The following is an 18,275-nucleotide window of genomic DNA, read 5'->3' as shown; positions in this document are numbered from 1 at the left end:
GGGCAGGGTGACCGGGGTGATGTCGGCGGGCCAGAACCCCGACGCGATCGCCGCTTCGGCCAGGTTCTGGCTGCGCACCCCGAACTCGTCCTGCTCGGCCCGGGAGATCCCCCGCGCCTGCGCCACGTTCTCCGCCGTCTGACCCATGGCGATGTAGACGTCGGGCAGCGCGCCCGTCTCGCGCGGGTCGCTCCACGTGCCCTCGCCCGCGGCCAGCCGGGCCGTGCGCCCGACGGCGTCGTCGAACACGGAGTTCTGCGTGCCGGGGATGCCGTCGGCGGCGCCGAACTGGAACCGGCTCACGGTCTCGACGCCGGCGGAGACGAACACGTCGCCCTCGCCCGCCTTGATGGCGTGGAAGGCCATCCGCGTGGTCTGCAGGCTCGAGGAGCAGTAGCGGTTGACCGTGGTGGCGGGGACGTCGTCCCAGCCGAGCATCACCGCCGCCACGCGCGCGATGTTGTAGCCGGACTCGCCGGCCGGCTGGCCGCAGCCCACCATGAGGTCGTCGATGTCGGCCGGGTCGAGGCCGGGCACCTGGTCGACGGCGGCCCGCACCATCTGCACGAGCAGGTCGTCCGGGCGGATCGAGGCCAGCGAGCCCTTGACGGCGCGGCCGATGGGCGAGCGGGCGACGGAGACGATCACGGCCTCGGGCATGCGGGTCCTCCGGGGTGCGATGGGGTGCGGGGACGCCGGCGCGGCGTTCCTGGTGCTGGTCGGGTGGTGCGCGCGGGTCAGAGCCCGAGGTCGCGACCGATGAGCTCCTTCATGATCTCGTTCGAGCCGGCCCAGATCTTGGTCACGCGTGCGTCGCGCCACGCACGGGCGACGCGGTACTCGTTCATGTACCCGTAGCCGCCGTAGAGCTGCACGCAGGCGTCGAGCACGTCGTTCTGCACCTGCGCCGACCACCACTTCGCCTTGGCGGCGTCGACGGCGCTCAGCTCGCCCTCGACGAAGGCCATCACGGCCTGGTCCACGAAGGCCTGCGCCACCTCGACCTGGGTGACGAGCTCGGCGATGAGGAACTTGTTGTGCTGGAAGGAGCCCACTGACTGCCCGAAGGCCTTGCGCTCCTTGGTGTAGGCGATGGTCTCCTCGAGGATCGTCGCGGCGTGGGCGATGTTGGACACCGCCGCCCCGAGCCGCTCCTGCGGGAGCCGCTCCATCATGTGGATGAACCCGCGATCCACCTCGCCGATGCGGTTGGCGTCGGGCACGCGGACGTCGGCGAAGAACAGCTCCGCGGTGTCGGACTCGGTCTGGCCCACCTTGTCGAGCTTGCGCCCGCGGGTGAAGCCCTCCATGCCGGTCTCGACGCCGAACAGCGTGATGCCCTTGGCGCCCTGGCCCGGCGTGGTGCGCGCCGCGACGACGACGAGGTCGGCGCCCCAGCCGTTGGTGATGAACGTCTTGGACCCGTTGAGCAGCCAGGAGTCGCCGTCGCGCACGGCCGTGGTGCGCAGCGCGGCGAGGTCCGAGCCGCCGCTCGGCTCGGTCATCGCGATGGCGGTCACCAGCTCGCCGCTGCAGAACCGGGGCAGCCAGCGCTGCTTCTGCTCCTCGGTGCACAGGTCGCGCAGGTAGGGAGCGACGACGTCGCCGTGGATCCCGATGCAGCTCGACACCGCGGCGCTCACGCGCGACATCTCCTCGGCGAACACCGCGTTGAAGCGGTAGTCGTTCGCCTCGGTGCCGCCGTAGGCCTCGGGGATCTCGAGGCCGAGCAGGCCCTGCTTGCCCGCCTCGATCCACACGTCGCGCGCGATCGCCCGAGCCTCGAGGAACTCCGGCATCCGCGGCACGACCTCGCGGTCGAGGAACTCCCGGCACGAGGCGCGGAACGCGTCGTGGTCCTCGGTGTAGATGCGGCGCTTCACGTCGTCCTCCTGGGCTGCGCTACCGGCGGGTAACCGTGCTCTCCGACGGTACCCCCGGCCCCTCCCCCCGGCCTCCCCGGTCCGGGGGCGGGAGGCAGACGAAGGCCCAGGGGTGCTCGCCCACGCGGGCCAGCACCACCACGCGCGAGGCGCGCCCCGGCGGCAGCCGCAGGTCGCGCCGGACGGCGTCCGGGTCCAGCGAGGTGGCGCGCTTCTTGACCACCACGTGCCCGACGCCGCCGGCCACCAGCGCCGCGCGCAGCGCACCGAGGTCGTACGGCAGCACCTCCTCCACAGCGAAGGCCCGGCCGAGCGGGCCGGGCCGCGGTCGCGGACCGTCCGCAGCCACCAGCGCGACCCTCGGGTCGAGCAGTCGGCCGTCCAGGCGCTCGGCCAGGGCGGCCACCAGGCCGGCGCGGATCACGGCGTCGTCCGGCTCGACCAGCCACGCGCCCGGGGCACCCACGGGGGGCGCGGGCTCGTCGGCCAGCGCGACCGGGGAGTCCAGCACCGCCACCGTGGGCGCGCCGCCGGCGACGGTCCGCACGGCCACGGCGCGACTCCGTGCCCCGGGGCCGGCCAGCGCCGGCCAGGCGAGCTCGGCCTCCACCAGGTCGCCGTCGACCGAGGTCCACGTGGCGGTGCCGCCGCCCGGGGTGAGCTCGTGCGGGACGCCGGGGGCCACCTTGGCGGCGGTGCGCGGCACCCGCTCGGCCACCCGGGCGACCCACGACCACGGGGGCGACCAGGCCCCGGGATCGGCCACGCGGCGGCTGCGCCCGTCGCGCCGGGAGCGCGGGTCGCGCCGGGCCGGGTCGGCGAACGCGGCGTCCGCCCCGCGCAGGGCCGTGCCGAGCACGTCGTCCTCGGTGACGTCGCCGACGACGACGTCGACCGCGTCGCCGAGCCCGAGCGCGGCGAGGTTGTGCGCCGCGAGCGCCGCGGTGACGGCGTCGCGCTCGACCGCGGTCACCCGCAGCCCGGCCCGCGCGAAGGCGGCGGCGTCGAGCCCGAGCCCGCAGCCGAGGTCGGCGACCTGCCGGGCCCCGGCGGCCGCGTAGCGCGTGGCCCGCAGGTCGGCCACCACGGTGCGGGTGGCCTGCTCGAGGGCTTCCTCGGTGAGCAGCAGGTGGTCGGCCAGGCCGCCGAGGCGCGGGCGGGCGCGGCGGCGCAGCCGCACCTGGGTCAGCGCGGCGGCGGCCAGGGCGGGGTCGGCGTCGGGGACGGCCCGGCGCAGCGCGGCGGCCGCGCGCAGCGGGTCCACCGCGGCCGCGTCGCCCGCCGCGGCCCGGGCGTGGGCGTCCTCGTCGTGGGCCGTCGCCGCGGCCAGCAGCCGCTGCCCGGGCGGGGCGGCCAGGGCCGCCACGGTCGCGAGGTCCACGCCCGCGAGGGTGGCAGACACGGCCCGGCGACGGGGCGCGGCGGGGCCGGGCGACCCCCCGCCCTGGCACTCGGGTTGACCGAGTGCCAACTCGTTCCTAGGGTTGGCTCGTTGGCACTCTCCCCCCGAGAGTGCCACGCCCGAGGACCGGTGCGGCACCCGCGACGACGCCCCGGAACTCCATCCGTGCACCACGACCCTTTCAAGGTGGAGGACAGACCGTGTCGGTCACCATCAAGCCGCTCGAGGACCGGATCCTCGTGAAGACCACCGAGGCGGAGCAGACCACCGCGTCCGGCCTCGTGATCCCGGACACCGCCAAGGAGAAGCCCCAGGAGGGCGAGGTCCTCGCCGTCGGTCCGGGCCGCTTCGAGGACGGCCAGCGCCTGCCGCTCGACATCAAGGTCGGCGACAAGGTCATCTACTCGAAGTACGGCGGCACCGAGGTCAAGTACGACGGCGAGGACTACCTCCTGCTGTCGGCGCGCGACGTGCTCGCCGTCGTCGTCAAGTAGCCCCGGAGCCGGGCGGGCCGCGCCCGCCCACGGCGTCGCCGCACGATCGCGGCGCCATCCCGCGAGGTCGGGCACCCCGACCCGCACGCGCCAGGACGTGATCCGCCCCGGGGCCCCCGGGCCCCGGGGCGGAACCGTCACGCAGCCAACGAAGGAACGGCACACACCATGGCCAAGATCCTGGAGTTCGACGAGGACGCGCGTCGCAGCCTCGAGCGCGGCGTCAACGCGCTCGCCGACGCCGTCAAGGTGACGCTCGGCCCGCGCGGCCGCAACGTCGTCATCGACAAGAAGTGGGGCGCGCCCACGATCACCAACGACGGCGTGACCATCGCCCGTGAGGTGGAGCTCGAGGACTCCTACGAGAACCTCGGTGCCCAGCTCGCCAAGGAGGTCGCGACCAAGACCAACGACGTCGCGGGCGACGGCACCACCACCGCCACCGTGCTGGCCCAGGCGATGGTCCGCGAGGGCCTCAAGGTCGTCACGGCCGGCGGCGCCCCGATGGAGCTCAAGCGCGGCATCGACAAGGCCGTGTCCGCGATGAACGACCGCCTGCTCGAGGTCGCGCGCGAGGTCTCCGGCAAGTCCGAGATCGCCGACGTCGCGACGATCTCCTCGCAGGACCGCGCCATCGGCGAGCTGATCGCCGAGGCGTTCGACAAGGTCGGCAAGGACGGCGTGATCTCCGTCGAGGAGTCGAGCAGCACCGCGCTCGAGCTCGACTTCACCGAGGGCATGCAGTTCGACAAGGGCTACATCTCGCCCTACTTCATCACCGACGCCGAGCGGATGGAGGCCGTCCTCGAGGACGCCTACGTCCTGGTCGTCCAGAGCAAGATCTCGGCGGTCTCCGAGCTGCTCCCGCTGCTCGAGAAGGTCGTGCAGGCGGGCAAGCCGCTGTTCGTCATCGCCGAGGACGTCGAGGCCGAGGCGCTCTCGACCCTCGTGGTCAACCGGATCCGCGGCACCTTCTCGTCGGTGGCGGTCAAGGCCCCGGCGTTCGGCGACCGCCGCAAGGCGATCCTGCAGGACATCGCGATCCTCACCGGCGCGCAGGTCGTGGCCGCCGAGGTCGGGCTCAAGCTCGACCAGGTGGGCCTCGAGGTGCTCGGCACCGCCCGTCGCGTCGTGGTCACCAAGGACGACTCGACGATCGTCGACGGCGGTGGCGACCACCAGGCCGTCGCGGACCGGGTCGCGCAGATCCGGGCCGAGATCGAGAACACCGACAGCGACTGGGACCGCGAGAAGCTCAACGAGCGCCTCGCCAAGCTCGCCGGCGGCGTCTGCGTCATCAAGGTCGGCGCGCACACCGAGGTGGAGCTCAAGGAGAAGAAGCACCGCATCGAGGACGCCGTCTCCGCGACCCGCGCCGCGATCGAGGAGGGCATCGTCGCCGGTGGCGGCTCCGCCCTCGTGCACGCCTCCTCGGTGCTCGCCGACAATCTCGGGCTCGAGGGCGACGAGGCGACCGGCGTCGGCATCGTGCGCCGGGCGGCGATCGAGCCGCTGCGCTGGATCGCCGAGAACGGCGGCGAGCAGGGCTACGTCGTCGTGTCCAAGGTCGCCGAGCTCCCCGTGGGCAACGGCTTCAACGCCGCCACGGCGCAGTACGAGGACCTCATGGCCGCCGGCGTCATCGACCCGGTGAAGGTCACGCGGTCCGCGCTGGCCAACGCGGCCTCGATCGCCGGTCTCCTGCTCACCACCGAGGCGCTCGTGGTGGAGAAGAAGGAGGAGGCCGAGGACGACGGCCACGGCCACGGCCACTCGCACGGCCCCGGCGGTCACACGCACTGACCCCACCCCGGCCGCGGGTCGCCGCCGCCGGGCACGACGAGGCCCCGCCTGCTGCGTGCAGGCGGGGCCTCGTCATGTCACCGCCGGCCGGTCGTGCGGGGCGTCGCAGGCGCCCCCGGCGGCGGGCGCCGGTCCGGGAAGGAGGGGACCGGACCGGCTGCGGGGTCAGGCCGAGCGCATCCCCGGGATGCGGCGCTTGAGGTAGACGGCCTCGCGGTCGTCCTCGGACATGCCGCCCCACACGCCGTAGGGCTCGCGGACCGAGAGCGCGTGCGCGGCGCACTGGGCCACGACGGGGCAGCGGGCGCAGACCGACTTGGCGGCCAGCTCGCGCGAGAGCCGCGAGGGGCCCCGCTCGCCCTCGGGGTGGAAGAACAGGTCGCTGTCCTCGCCGCGGCAGGCAGCGTGCAGCTGCCAGTCCCAGATGTCGGCGTTGGGCCCGGGGAGCCGGGAGACGTCTGCCATGGGGACCGCCTCGTTTCCTGCGTCGATCGAGGGTCGGGAAGAGCCGCGGGGACCGGTGCGTCCGAGCGGCTCCGGGGAGTTGATGAGAACCTAATACCGCGCCATAGGTTGGTCAACTAGCGAAGGTGAACAATTTCTTATGAGGGTGCTGAGAGCGCCCTGCGCGGGGCCCTCGACTGTCCACAGGCAGCCGGAGCCAGCGGGGCGCCGGCCCGTGCGGGCGGGGCTCGAGGCGCCGGCGTTCATCAACAGGCCTGCTCACAGCCTGTGGACACGCACAGCCGGGGCACAGGTCGGGCGACCGGCTCCGTCCCGTCCGGCGTCGGGCGGGCGCCCCGGCGGACGCCGGCGACGCGCCGATAGTCGGACGGCGACCGGATCGTGACGTGATTCCGGCGCGGTTCTGGCGCGTCTCCGGATGCACCGGAGGCGCGGACCCCACACACTGGGCCGGTCATGACCGACCACGCGCAGGACCGGCCCGAGCCGGACCACGGCACCCTCGCCCTCGCCGACGGGCCGAGCCTCACCGTCGCCGCCGTCGCCCGCCGCCTCGGCGTGGCGCCGGCGACGCTGCGCACCTGGGACCGCCGCTACGGCCTCGGCCCGTCGGCCCGCTCCGCGGGGTCGCACCGGCGCTACTCGGCCGAGGACGTCGCCCGGCTGGACCTCATGCGCCGGCTGGTGAACGCCGGGGCTCCGCCCGGGGAGGCGGCCCGCGCCGCCCTGGCGGCCGAGGTCACCCCGGAGCCCGTGCTCGGCCCGGGCGCCGCCGCCGGCCCCGTGCCGGCCCGACCGCGCGCCGGCGGCGACCCGGCCGACCCCGCCGCCGTCGACCTCGTCGACGCCTTCCCCGAGCTCGCCGACCTCGACCCGCACGACGAGCCGCTGCTCGTGGCCGCTTCGGCGGCCTCCGCCGTGCGCGGCCTCGCCCGCGCCGCGGCCACCCTGGACTCGGCCACCTGCGCGCGCATCGTGGGCGACTCGCTCCAGCACCGGGGCGTCGTGTGGACGTGGGACAACCTGCTCGTGCCGGTGCTCGCCGGGATCGGGCGGCAGTGGGAGAGCAGCGGCCGCGGCATCGAGGTGGAGCACTTGCTCTCCGAGACGGTCGCGGCCGGCCTCGGGCAGACCGCCGGACGGCTGCGCAACCCGGTCAACCCCCGGCCCGTGCTGCTCGCCGCGGCCGAGGAGGAGCTGCACTCGCTGCCTCTGCTCGCCGTGGCGGCGGCGCTGGCCGAGCGGCGCATCGGGTCCCGTGTGCTCGGCGCCCGGGTGCCGCACGAGGCCCTGCTGGCCGCGGTGCGCCGCACCGGACCGGCCGTCGTGCTGGTGTGGTCGGCCATCGCGCGGCCCGCCACGGCCGACCGCCTCGCCGAGCTGTGGTCGGTGCGCCCGGCACCCCTCGTGCTGGCCGCCGGGCCGGGCTGGGACGCCGTGCCCCCCGGCGTGGGCCGGATGAGCGACCTCGTCGGCACCGTCGCCCGGATCTCCCGCGCCGTCGGCGTCTGAGGCGCACCCGCGCCGTCGCGCACGCGCGCGTCCGGCGACTCCGGGGCCCCGGCCGATACGCTCCGGGCACCGGCCCCCGCCGCGTGCCGCGACGGAGCACCCCGACGGAGCACTCGTGGACGACACCCTCACCGACCTGCTCGCCACCGGCGAGCGGGCGGCGTTCCACGGGCGCCCCACCGCCGGCATCGCCCCGCTCCAGCGGGCCGTCGAGCTCGCGCACGCGCACGGCCACGACGCCGAGGCGACCGCCGCGGCCTGGCTGCTCGGCGTCTGCCTGTCGGCCTCGGGCCGCTACGGCTCGGCCATGGTGGTGCTCGAGCCGCTCGCGGTGAGCTCGCCCGAGCTGCCCGACCGCCGCCTGTTCGCCTCCCTCGCCGCGGCCACGCTCGCCTCCGTCTCGCGCCAGCTCGGCCGCCACGCCGAGGGGCGCGCGATCGACAACCGCGCGCTCGAGCTGGCCGGCGACGCGGCCGAGGCGCGCTTCGACGCGCTGCTCGGCCTCGCCGCCGACGCCGTGGGGCTCGACGACGTCACCGCCGCCGACGCCGCGCTCGGCGAGGCCGTGGCGGTGGCCGACGGACGCCCGGACTGGTGGCGCCAGCGGGTGCGCCTGGACTGGGTGCGCGCGGAGGTCGCGCTGCTGCGCGACCGGCCCGAGGAGGCGGTCGCCCGCTCCACCACCGCGATCGCGGCGGCGGAGGCGGCCGGCGCGCCGCGCCACGTCGCGAAGGGACTGCTGTTCTGCGGGGTCTCCCAGGTGCAGGCGGGGGCCTTCGACGAGGCGGCCCACAGCCTGCGCCGCGCGGCGTCCCTGGCCGAGAGCCTCGGCGCCGTCCCGCTGGTGTGGCCGGCCCGTGCCGTGCTCGGCGCTCTGGTGGCGGCCACTGCCCCCGAGGAGGGAGCGGCCGCGCTGCTCTCCGCCCGCCAGGTGGTGCGCCAGATCGCCGAGGACCTGCCCGGCCCCTTCGCCGAGGACTGGCTGGCCCGCCCCGACATCGCCGCGCTGCTCGCCGACTGAGCGGCGCCGGCACGGCCTGCGACTGAAGTCCGGGCCGGTTCGTGCCGAACACTCCTGGGACGGCACCTGCGAGCGGTGCCCCTCACCGGGAGGACGTGCGCCCCGCCATGACCACCGTTCTCGTGTGCGACGACGCCCCGCTGGCGCGGGAGGCGATCCGCCGGGCCGTGGGCGCCGTGCCCGGGATCGAGCGCGTGACGGCCGCGGGCAGCGGCGAGGAGGTCCTCGCCCGCTTCCCCATCGAGCGGCCCGACCTCGTGCTCATGGACGTCCGGATGCCCGGCATCGGCGGGGTGGAGGCCTCGCGCCGGCTCGTCGCGGCGCACCCGGACGCCGCCATCGTCATGCTCACCATGGGGGAGGACCCCGAGGGCGTGGCCCGGGCGGTCTCGGCGGGTGCCCGCGGGTACGTCGCCAAGGATGCCTCTCGCGAGGAGGTCGCGGCCACGGTCGCCCTGGCCCTGGCCGCGACGCGCGAGAGCCCGGCGTCGCGCTCGGCCCGCATCCGCCCCGCCGGCAGCCCGCCCGCCCTCACCGAGCGCGAGCAGCAGGTGCTCGACGGCATGAGCCGCGGGAAGTCCAACGCCGAGATCGGCCGCGAGCTGTACCTGTCCGAGGACACCGTGAAGACCCACGCGCGCCGCCTGTTCCGCAAGCTCGCCGCCGCCGACCGGGCGCAGGCTGTCGCCCTCGGCTTCCGCTGGGGCTTCCTGAGGTAAGCCCGTGGCATCCCGCCTGGCGGCGTTGTCCTCCTCGGGCGCACCCCAGTGCGCCTCTCGTCGTCCGCCTTGCCAGACGGGCGCCACGGCCTTCCTCATCGGGTGCTGAGGGGCCTGCTCTCGTCGTGGGGTGCTGACGCTCGGGGTGACGGTCCGTTCTGAGGGGCCTGCTCTCGTCGGGGCGTGCTGCCGCTCGGGGTGACGATCCGTTCTGAGAGTCCTGCTCTCGTCGTGGCTTGCTCCCGCTCGGGGTGACGATCCGTGGTGAGGGTCCTGCTCTCGTCGGGGCGGGCTCGCGCTCGGGGTGGGCATGCCTCGTGAGCCTGCTGATGCGGGGTTAGGGCGGCGGCGTTCGGCGGTGGGGGGTGCGGGTGGGTCCGGGTACCCTGGTGCTCACCGCCCCGCTGCTGGAAGGCCACCCGTGTCGGACACCCACGGCATCCCGGAGAAGTTCGCTGCGCTCGGGCTCACCTACGACGACGTCCTGCTGCTGCCGGGGGAGACCGACGTCGTGCCCTCGGACGTCGACACCACCTCGCGGCTGACGCGCACGATCTCGCTGCGCGTGCCGCTCGTGTCGGCGGCGATGGACACCGTCACCGAGGCGCGGATGGCGATCGCGATGGCGCGCCAGGGCGGCCTCGGCGTGCTGCACCGCAACCTGTCGATCGAGGACCAGGCCTACCAGGTCGACCTCGTGAAGCGGACCCAGACCGGGATGATCTCCAACCCGATCACCATCGGGCCCAAGGCCACCCTCGAGGAGCTCGACGAGAAGTGCGGCCAGTACCGCGTCTCGGGCCTGCCGGTCGTCGACGAGGGCGACGTCCTGCTCGGCATCGTCACCAACCGCGACCTGCGGTTCACCCCCGTCGCCGAGTGGGGCACCACCCTCGTGAGCGACGTCATGACGCCGATGCCGCTCGTCGTCGGCCACGACGGCATCGATCGCGAGGAGGCCACGCTGCTGCTGCGCCAGCACAAGCGCGAGCGGCTGCCGATCGTCGACGACGCCGGGCGCCTCACCGGGCTCATCACGGTGAAGGACTTCGTGAAGTCCGAGCAGTTCCCGAACGCCACCAAGGACGCCGACGGCCGGCTCATGGTCGGCGCCGCGATCGGGTACTTCGGCGACGCCTGGGAGCGGGCCACCACGCTGGTGGAGGCCGGGGTCGACGTGCTGGTCGCGGACACCGCGCACGGGCACGTCCGGCTGCTGCTCGACATGGTGGCGCGGCTCAAGGCTGATCCCGCCACCCGGAACGTGCAGGTGATCGGCGGCAACGTCGCCACGCGGGCCGGCGCGCAGGCGTTCGTGGACGCCGGCGCCGACGCCGTGAAGGTGGGCGTGGGTCCCGGCTCGATCTGCACCACGCGCGTGGTCACCGGCGTCGGCGCCCCGCAGATCACCGCGGTCCACGACGCCTCGCTGGCCTGCCGCCCGGCGGGCGTGCCCGTCATCGCCGACGGCGGCCTGCAGTACTCCGGCGACATCGCCAAGGCGCTCGTCGCGGGGGCGGAGTCGGTGATGCTCGGCTCGATGCTCGCCGGCTGCGACGAGAGCCCCGGCGAGGTCATCTTCGTCAACGGCAAGCAGTACAAGAGCTATCGCGGCATGGGCTCGCTCGGGGCCATGAGCTCGCGCGGGAAGAAGTCCTACTCCAAGGACCGCTACTTCCAGGCCGAGGTCGACAGCGACGACAAGATCGTGCCCGAGGGCGTCGAGGGGCGCGTCGCCTACCGCGGCCCGCTCTCGGCGGTGGCCCACCAGCTCGTCGGCGGCCTGCGCCAGTCGATGTTCTACGTCGGGGCGCGCACCGTGCCGGAGCTCCAGGAGCGCGGGCGGTTCATCCGGATCACGGCGGCCTCGCTCAAGGAGAGCCACCCGCACGACATCCAGATGACGGCCGAGGCCCCCAACTACCCGTCCTGACCCCGCGCAGCCGCGCCCGGCGGTCGCCCGCTGACCCTTCGTCGTGAGGACACCCGTGACCGAGATCGAGATCGGCCGCGCCAAGCGCGCGCGTCCCGCGTACTCCCTCGACGACATCGCGGTCGTCCCGAGCCGGCGCACCCGCGACCCCGAGCTCGTGTCGGTGGCCTGGCGCATCGACGCCTACAGCTTCGACACCCCGGTGCTCGCCGCGCCGATGGACTCGGTCGTCTCCCCGGCGACGGCGGTGCAGATCGGCCGGCTCGGCGGCCTCGGCGTGCTCGACCTCGAGGGCCTCTGGACCCGCCACGAGGACCCCACCCCGCTGCTCGACGAGGTGGCCTCGCTGCCCGACGAGCGGGTCGTGCCGCGGCTGCAGGAGATCTACACCGCGCCGGTCCGCGAGGAGCTCATCACGGCGCGCATCGCCGAGATCCGCGCGTCCGGCGTCACCGTGGCGGCGGCGCTCTCGCCGTCGCGCACCGCGCAGTTCGCCAAGACCGTCGTGGACGCCGGGGTCGACCTGTTCGTCATCCGCGGCACCACCGTGAGCGCCGAGCACGTCACCCGCGAGGGCGCGCCCGAGCCGCTGAACCTCAAGCAGTTCATCTACGAGCTCGACGTGCCGGTCATCGTCGGCGGCTGCGCCACCTACCAGGCCGCCCTGCACCTCATGCGCACCGGTGCGGCCGGGGTCCTGGTGGGCTTCGGCGGCGGCGCCGCGCACACCACGCGCGACGTGCTCGGCGTGCGGGTGCCCATGGCGTCCGCGATCGCCGACGTCGCGGCCGCCCGGCGCGACTACCTCGACGAGAGCGGCGGGCGCTACGTGCACGTCATCGCCGACGGCGGCGTCGGCCGCTCGGGCGACCTCCCCAAGGCCATCGCCTGCGGCGCCGACGCCGTGATGGTCGGCTCGCCGCTCGCGCGCGCCGAGGAGGCGCCCGGGCGCGGCTACCACTGGGGGATCGAGGCGACCCACGCCGAGCTGCCGCGGGGCGAGCGGGTGCACCTCGGCCAGGTCGGCACCCTCGCGGAGATCCTGCACGGCCCGTCGCGCACGGCCGACGGCACGATGAACCTCGTCGGCGCGCTGCGCCGGGCGATGGCCACCACCGGGTACTCCGACCTCAAGGAGTTCCAGCGGGTCGAGGTCGTCGTCACCACCAACCGCTGAGCAGCGGGGCGGCGCCCGGCAGGCTACCGGCGGGTAACCACCGTGGGTACGCTGCGCCCATGAGCGCGCAGGCATCCGCCGGACCCTCCTCGACCGCCCCGCCCACGGGCTCCGACCGCGCCGGCCCCGCCCTGCGCCCGGAGCTCGTGACCCGCCTGCTGCGCCACGCCGTCGTCTCTCCCGGGGCCGAGGTGCGCGAGACCGTCGCGCCGTTCACCGGGGGCCTCGCGGCGCGGCTGCCGCTCTCGACCGAGGTCGACGTCGACGCCGCCTACGCCATGGCGCGCCGCGCCCAGCGGCAGTGGGCCGCCCGCCCGGCCCGCGAGCGCGCGCGGGTGTTCCTGCGCTTCCACGACCTCGTGCTCGACCGGCAGGCCGAGGTGCTCGACATCGCCCAGACCGAGACCGGCAAGGCCCGGCGCGACGCCTTCGAGGAGCTGCTCGACTGCGCGCTCAACGCGCGCCACTACGGGCGGGTCGGTCCGGCGCTGCTGGCCCCGCAGCGCAGGCTCGGCGTCTTCCCGACGCTCACCCGCACCACCGAGCACCACCACCCCAAGGGCGTGGTCGGCGTCGTCTCGCCGTGGAACTACCCGATCACCCTCGCGGTCACCGACGCGCTGCCGGCGCTCGTCGCGGGCAACGGCGTCGTGCTCCGGCCGGACCCGCAGACCACCGTGACGGCGCTGTGGGCGGTGGACCTCATGCGCGAGGCGGGGCTGCCCGAGGGGCTCATGCCCGTGGTCATCGGCGACGGCGCCACGGTCGGCCGCGCGGTGCTCGACCGCGCGGACTACGTGATGTTCACCGGGTCGACCCGGGTCGGCCGCGAGGTCGCGGCGCGGGCGGGCGAGCGGCTCGTGGGCTGCTCCCTCGAGCTGGGCGGCAAGAACGCGCTGGTGGTGCGGGCCGACGCCGACATCGAGCGCACCGCGGAGATCGCCGAGCGGGCCTGCTTCGCCAACTCCGGGCAGCTGTGCATCGGGATCGAGCGCGTGCTGGTGCACGAGGACGTCGCCGACGCGTTCCTCGAGGCGTTCCTCGCCCGGGTGCGCGCCCTGCGGCTCAAGCCCGGCGTCGGCTGGGGGGCCGACATGGGCTCGCTCATCTCGGCCAAGCAGCGCGACAACGTCCTCGCCCACGTCGAGGACGCCGTCGCCAAGGGCGCCCAGGTGCTCACCGGCGGACGGGCCCGCCCGGACATCGGCCCCTTCTTCGTCGAGCCGACCGTGCTCACCGGCGTCACGCCCGAGATGCTCGCCTGCCGCGAGGAGACCTTCGGGCCGGTCGTGAGCGTCTCGACGTTCCGCACCGACGACGAGGCCGTCGCCCGGGCCAACGACACCGACTACGGGCTCAACGCGTCGGTGTGCACCCGCGACCTGCGCGCCGGGACGGCCATGGCGCTGCGCATCCAGGCCGGCACCGTCAACGTCAACGAGGCGTACGGCTCCACGTGGGGCTCGACGTCGGCGCCGATGGGCGGCATGAAGGCCTCGGGCCTCGGCCGCCGGCACGGGGTCGAGGGCATCCTCAAGTACACCGAGACCCAGACGGTGTCCGTCCAGCGCGGGCTCGGGCTGGGCGCGTCGTTCGGGCGCACCGACGAGCAGTGGGCGGGACTGCTCACCACCGCGGTGCGCACCCTCAAGCGGGTCGGCGTCCGATGAGCCCGGCGGCGCGTCGCGCGCAGGAGTCGGCGCCGGCCGAGCACGTCGACGTCGTCGTCGTGGGCTCGGGTTTCGGCGGCTCGGTGACGGCGCTGCGCCTCACCGAGAAGGGCTACCGCGTGCTCGTCCTCGAGGCCGGGCGCCGGTTCACCGACGACGAGTTCGCAAAGACCTCGTGGCGGCTGCGCTCGTTCCTCTACGCCCCGCGCCTCGGGCTCTACGGCATCCAGCGGATCCACCTGCTGCCCGACGTCCTCGTGCTGGCCGGCGCCGGCGTCGGCGGTGGCTCGCTCGTCTACGCCAACACGCTCTACGTGCCGCCGCGGGAGTTCTTCGAGGACCCGCAGTGGGCCGGCATCACCGACTGGGAGCGCGAGCTGGCGCCGTACTACGACCAGGCGTCGCGGATGCTCGGCGTCACCGACGTGCCGCACCGCTCCCCGCTCGACGAGACCTTCGCCGCCGTCGCCGAGGAGATGGGCGTGGGGGACACCTTCCGGCTCACGCCGGTGGGCGTGTTCTTCGGCGCCCCGGCGGGGGAGACGGTGCCCGACCCGTTCTTCGGCGGCGTCGGCCCGGCGCGCACCGGCTGCCGCGAGTGCGGCTCGTGCATGACCGGGTGCCGGCACAACGCGAAGAACACGCTGCCCAAGAACTACCTCGGTCTCGCCGAGCGGGCGGGCGCCGTCGTCCGGCCGCTCACGACCGTGACGGGCATCCGGCCGCGTCCCGAGGGCGGCTACGTCGTCGAGTCCGTGCGCACGGGTCCGCTCATGCGTGGGCGGCGCACGGTGACCGCCGACCACGTGGTGCTCGCGGCGGGCACGTACAACACGCAGGCGCTGCTGCACCGGATGCGCGACGAGGGCGCGCTGCCCCGGCTCTCGCCGCGGCTGGGCCACACCTCGCGCACCAACTCCGAGTCGCTCGTCGGCGCGATCTCGCGGCGGCGCGACACCGACTTCACCCGCGGCGTGGCCATCTCGTCGTCGTTCCACCCCGACGAGCGCACGCACGTCGAGTCGGTGCGCTACGGCAAGGGCTCGAACTTCATGGGGCTGCTCGGCACGGTGCTCACCGACGGGGTCGACGGCGTCCCGCGCTGGAAGGTGTGGGCGCGCACCCTCGCGGCGAACCCCGGCGACGCCGTGCGGTCGCTGTCGGTGCGGCGCTGGTCCGAGCGCGGCGCCATCGCGCTCGTGATGCAGTCGGTGGACAACTCCGTGACGGTGTCCTCGATCCGCACCCGGCTGGGCCGGTGGAAGCTCACCTCGCGCCAGGGCGACGGCGAGCCCAACCCCACGTGGATCCCCGCGGGCAACGAGGCAGCCAGGCGCATCGCCGAGCACATCGACGGCTTCCCCATGGGCAACCTCGGCGAGCTCATCGACGCCCCGCTGACCGCGCACTTCGTCGGCGGGTGCTGCATCGGCGCCGACGCGGGGCACGGCGTCATCGACGGCTACCACCGCGTGTTCGGGCACGAGGGCCTGCACGTGGTCGACGGCGCGGCGGTGACGGCCAACCTCGGGGTGAACCCCTCCCTCACCATCACCGCGCAGGCCGAGCGCGCGATGGCCCTGTGGCCCAACAAGGGCGAGCCGGACCCCCGGCCGCCGCTCGGCTCGGCGTACACGGAGGTCGACGCCGTGCCCCCGGCGCGCCCGGTCGTGCCCGAGTCGGCGCCGGGCGCCCTGCGCCTTCCCGTCGTCGACGTGCGCCACGGCGCCGCCGCCCGTCCGGATCCCACCCGCGCCTGAGCGTGCCGTTCCCCCTGATCGTGGGGGAGCTCCGGCGGGCGCGCCGAGGACGGCCGCCACGAGCGGGACCGCAGAGGCTCCGGGCGGCCGCGGGCACGCAGCGAGCAGCGCGGACGTGCGACGTGACCCCGGGGTCGGGTCAGAACGGCGGACGGTCGGGCGGGGCCGATGAGCCGGGGTCGTCGCCGGGGGCGACATCGTCATCGTCGCCCGGTGGCGCGGCACCTGGCGCAATCGGGGCTCCCACAGGCGATGCAGCCTGTGGTGGTGCTTCGAGGACCGGTTGGGCGGGGATGCGGATGCGCTGCCGCCATCGGGTGACCCACGTTCCGGAGCCGTCGGGGGCGCTGTCCTCGAGGGTGGCGTGCCCGGCGGTCTTCACCTGGTGGCAGCGCGAGCACAGCCCGCCGCAGTTCGCCGTGTCGCTAGCGCCCTGCGGGAACGGGAGGGCGTGGTCCATCTCCTGCGCGCGGCGCGTGCAGCCCGGGCGGCGGCAGACGGGGTCGCGGCGCAGCACGAACTCGCGCAGCGCGGCGGGCAGGTACTGGCGGGTGCCGTAGTCGAGGAGGTGCCCGTCGACCGGGTCCACGACCAGCCGGCGCCACCAGTCGGCGACCGCGGCGACTTCACGGGCGATGGGCGCGGGTATCGGGGTGCCGTTGAGGAGGGCGAGCCCGTCGCGCCCTCCGCGGAGGGTGTCGAGGTCCATCACGACGTGCACCTCGGTCTGCGTCCGGGAGGCGTCGTAGACGAGCTCGCCCTCCTGGTTGCGGGTCCCGAGCACGAGGGCGGCGAGCGCGTCGGCGCGGCAGGCACCCGACGCTGCGTCGTCATTCCCGGCCTGCAGGGCCTCGGCGCCGCCGCGCTGCGCGCGCAGGGCCTTGCCCGCAGCCTCGATCGCGTCGAACACCGCGTCGATCACGGGCGCCTGGTGGGTCACGCCGAGGAACGCCAGCCCGTCACCCAGGGGCTGCCGGTACGCGTCCCGTGTCGCGACGGCCTTGTGGGCGCGGACGGTCGCGTCGGGGTCGAGGCGGGAGATCAGCTTGTCGAGGTGCTTGCGCAGCTCCGAGGCGGTCAGGGTGCGGGCCTTCTCCAGCGCCGCGCTCTCGATCGTCGCGAGTACCTCGGGGTCCGTGATGTGCCGGGTCTGGTCCACGAGGACGGCGCAGTGCCGCTCGGTGAGCTCCCCCGCAGCCAGCGCCGCCCCGAACCCCGGGAAGAGCTCCTTGAGCGCGCGGCCGCGGTCGATCTCCTTGGACGCGCCGTAGACGCTGTTGTGGGTGGCGTAGGCGACTTCCTGCTCGGCCGCCGCGTCCGCGTACGTCGCGTGAACGCTCGTCGAGTCCGGGCACGCCTTCGCCGCGAACGCGGCCTCGGCCGCCAGGCGCAGCGATGCGAGGTGGGCTTCCAGCCGGGTCGCGACGGAGAGGTAGTCGATCAGCTCGGCCGGCTCGGCGATCGCCTCGACGTCGACCTGCTCGAGCAGGATCAGGTCGGTCGCGTCCACCGGCTGCTCGAGCAGCAGCGGCAGTGCGTGGGGGTCCCCGGTGAGCCACGCGATCGGGTCGTGCACGTCCCAGTCCGGGTGGAACCCCAGACCCACCGCACGGAAGCCCAGGGCGGTGTCCCGGTCGTCGACGGCGGTCATCGGGCACCTCCCACCGGATCCACGGAGTTTCGGATGAATGTAGGAATGCTATCGAAGACCACGGACAGGCACAACCCCTAATCACCAGCAATATCAGGGGATTTCGCCGATTCGTTGTCCACAAGCTGTGGACCTCCGACCCGCTTTGCGCAGGGCCTCCCTCGCGCCTCGCTGACTACGGAGCCTCGTCGGTCCCGTCGCGGCACACTCGGTGCGGATCCCGGAGGTGTCGCGATGCGTCGAACCCGCGTGAGCGTCATCAGCGGTACGCGCAGGACAGTGGTCGGCGTCGCGGGTGCGGTGCTGATGGGGCTCACGGCGCTCACCGTGTCGGCATGCGGCTCCGCGGCGGCTTCGGCAGGGACGCCGACGCCGATCCCGACCTCGGACTGGAACGGTGGCCCGGGCATGGCGGCCCTGCTCGAGGGATCGCTCACCCGGGACGCATCGGGCTGCCTCGTGGTGGGCGGCATCGTGGTGCTCTGGCCCCAGGGGTACACGGCGGTCACCCGGGCGGACGGAGTCGTGGAGGTGCGCAACGTGGCCGGCGCGGTGGTGGCGAGGACGGGTGCGCCGCTGCATGTCGGTGGCGGAGAGCCGTCGGCAGGCACCCTCGCCGGTCCGTGCCTCACCGGGCGCGAGGTGTTCGCCGTCAACGACACCCCGTCGCCGCTCGACTGACGCGGCCCGCGCCCGAGGTGCCGTGACATCGGCGGCGCGCAGGTCGATCAGGGCAGCGTCGCGCACCGTCCAGGGCGCGCGTCGAGCCCGACCAGCCCGTCGGA

14 protein-coding genes and 2 pseudogenes are annotated in these 18,275 nt (G+C 74.7%); 10 read left to right on the top strand and 6 right to left on the bottom strand.

Features of this window, described 5'->3' with window-relative positions:
- From GC157_13470 to GC157_13460, 3 genes are all read right to left on the bottom strand, one after another.
- The coding region (locus GC157_13470) for an acetyl-CoA C-acyltransferase (protein ID MBI1378474.1) at positions 1-660 on the bottom strand (660 nt) is incomplete at its 3' end.
- Positions 661-737: 77 nt separating this feature from the next.
- Entirely contained in the window at positions 738-1,883 is a 1,146-nt protein-coding gene (locus GC157_13465) for an acyl-CoA dehydrogenase (GenBank protein MBI1378473.1), read from the bottom strand.
- Positions 1,884-1,902: 19 nt separating this feature from the next.
- Positions 1,903-3,264, bottom strand: a complete 1,362-nt coding sequence (locus tag GC157_13460; protein MBI1378472.1) for a methyltransferase — start codon at positions 3,262-3,264, stop codon at positions 1,903-1,905.
- 221 nt (positions 3,265-3,485) lie between these two features.
- Between GC157_13460 and GC157_13455 the strand changes: the two genes are divergently transcribed.
- Positions 3,486-3,779, top strand: coding sequence for a co-chaperone GroES (locus GC157_13455; protein MBI1378471.1), 294 nt, complete (start codon positions 3,486-3,488; stop codon positions 3,777-3,779).
- Positions 3,780-3,947: 168 nt separating this feature from the next.
- A complete protein-coding gene (groL, locus tag GC157_13450) occupies positions 3,948-5,582 on the top strand; it encodes a chaperonin GroEL (protein MBI1378470.1) in 1,635 nt (544 codons plus the stop codon).
- A gap of 165 nt (positions 5,583-5,747) precedes the next feature.
- Here groL and GC157_13445 read toward each other — a convergent pair whose 3' ends face one another.
- Positions 5,748-6,047, bottom strand: a complete 300-nt coding sequence (locus tag GC157_13445) for a WhiB family transcriptional regulator (protein MBI1378469.1) — start codon at positions 6,045-6,047, stop codon at positions 5,748-5,750.
- 456 nt (positions 6,048-6,503) lie between these two features.
- Between GC157_13445 and GC157_13440 the strand changes: the two are divergent.
- Positions 6,504-6,764 (top strand): annotated as a pseudogene (locus tag GC157_13440) (MerR family transcriptional regulator).
- 49 nt (positions 6,765-6,813) lie between these two features.
- Here the strand turns inward: GC157_13440 and GC157_13435 are convergent.
- Positions 6,814-6,930: pseudogene (locus GC157_13435) on the bottom strand (PE family protein).
- Between the two features lie 744 nt (positions 6,931-7,674).
- Between GC157_13435 and GC157_13430 the strand changes: the two are divergent.
- From GC157_13430 to GC157_13405, 6 genes are all read left to right on the top strand, one after another.
- Positions 7,675-8,580 carry a hypothetical protein gene (locus tag GC157_13430; protein MBI1378468.1) on the top strand — a complete coding sequence of 302 codons (906 nt, stop codon included), beginning with the start codon at positions 7,675-7,677 and terminating at the stop codon, positions 8,578-8,580.
- Positions 8,581-8,687: 107 nt separating this feature from the next.
- Positions 8,688-9,299 (top strand): response regulator, encoded by a 612-nt coding sequence (locus tag GC157_13425; GenBank protein ID MBI1378467.1) that lies wholly within the window; start codon positions 8,688-8,690, stop codon positions 9,297-9,299.
- A 310-nt stretch (positions 9,300-9,609) separates the two neighbouring features.
- Entirely contained in the window at positions 9,610-11,232 is a 1,623-nt protein-coding gene (gene guaB / locus GC157_13420) for an IMP dehydrogenase (protein ID MBI1378466.1), read from the top strand.
- Positions 11,233-11,287: 55 nt separating this feature from the next.
- Positions 11,288-12,409: a GuaB3 family IMP dehydrogenase-related protein gene (locus GC157_13415; protein ID MBI1378465.1), complete on the top strand. Its 1,122-nt coding sequence runs from the start codon at positions 11,288-11,290 to the stop codon at positions 12,407-12,409.
- 59 nt (positions 12,410-12,468) lie between these two features.
- A complete protein-coding gene (locus GC157_13410; protein MBI1378464.1) occupies positions 12,469-14,079 on the top strand; it encodes an aldehyde dehydrogenase family protein in 1,611 nt (536 codons plus the stop codon).
- Positions 14,076-15,839 carry an FAD-dependent oxidoreductase gene (locus GC157_13405; protein ID MBI1378463.1) on the top strand — a complete coding sequence of 588 codons (1,764 nt, stop codon included), beginning with the start codon at positions 14,076-14,078 and terminating at the stop codon, positions 15,837-15,839. The genes GC157_13410 and GC157_13405 overlap by 4 nt, the downstream gene beginning before the upstream one ends.
- Positions 15,840-15,978: 139 nt before the next feature.
- Here GC157_13405 and GC157_13400 read toward each other — a convergent pair whose 3' ends face one another.
- Positions 15,979-17,490, bottom strand: a complete 1,512-nt coding sequence (locus tag GC157_13400; protein MBI1378462.1) for a DUF222 domain-containing protein — start codon at positions 17,488-17,490, stop codon at positions 15,979-15,981.
- Positions 17,491-17,724: 234 nt separating this feature from the next.
- Here GC157_13400 and GC157_13395 point away from each other — a divergent pair, with 234 nt between their 5' ends.
- The gene (locus tag GC157_13395) at positions 17,725-18,171 is read left to right on the top strand and encodes a hypothetical protein (protein MBI1378461.1); all 447 of its coding nucleotides are present in this window, start codon (positions 17,725-17,727) and stop codon (positions 18,169-18,171) included.
- Positions 18,172-18,275 lie beyond the last annotated feature (104 nt).

The organism is Frankiales bacterium, from assembly GCA_016125335.1.
Classification (GTDB): Bacteria; Actinomycetota; Actinomycetes; order S36-B12; family CAIYMF01; genus Longivirga.
This window is presented reverse-complemented; position numbering and strand designations above follow the sequence as displayed.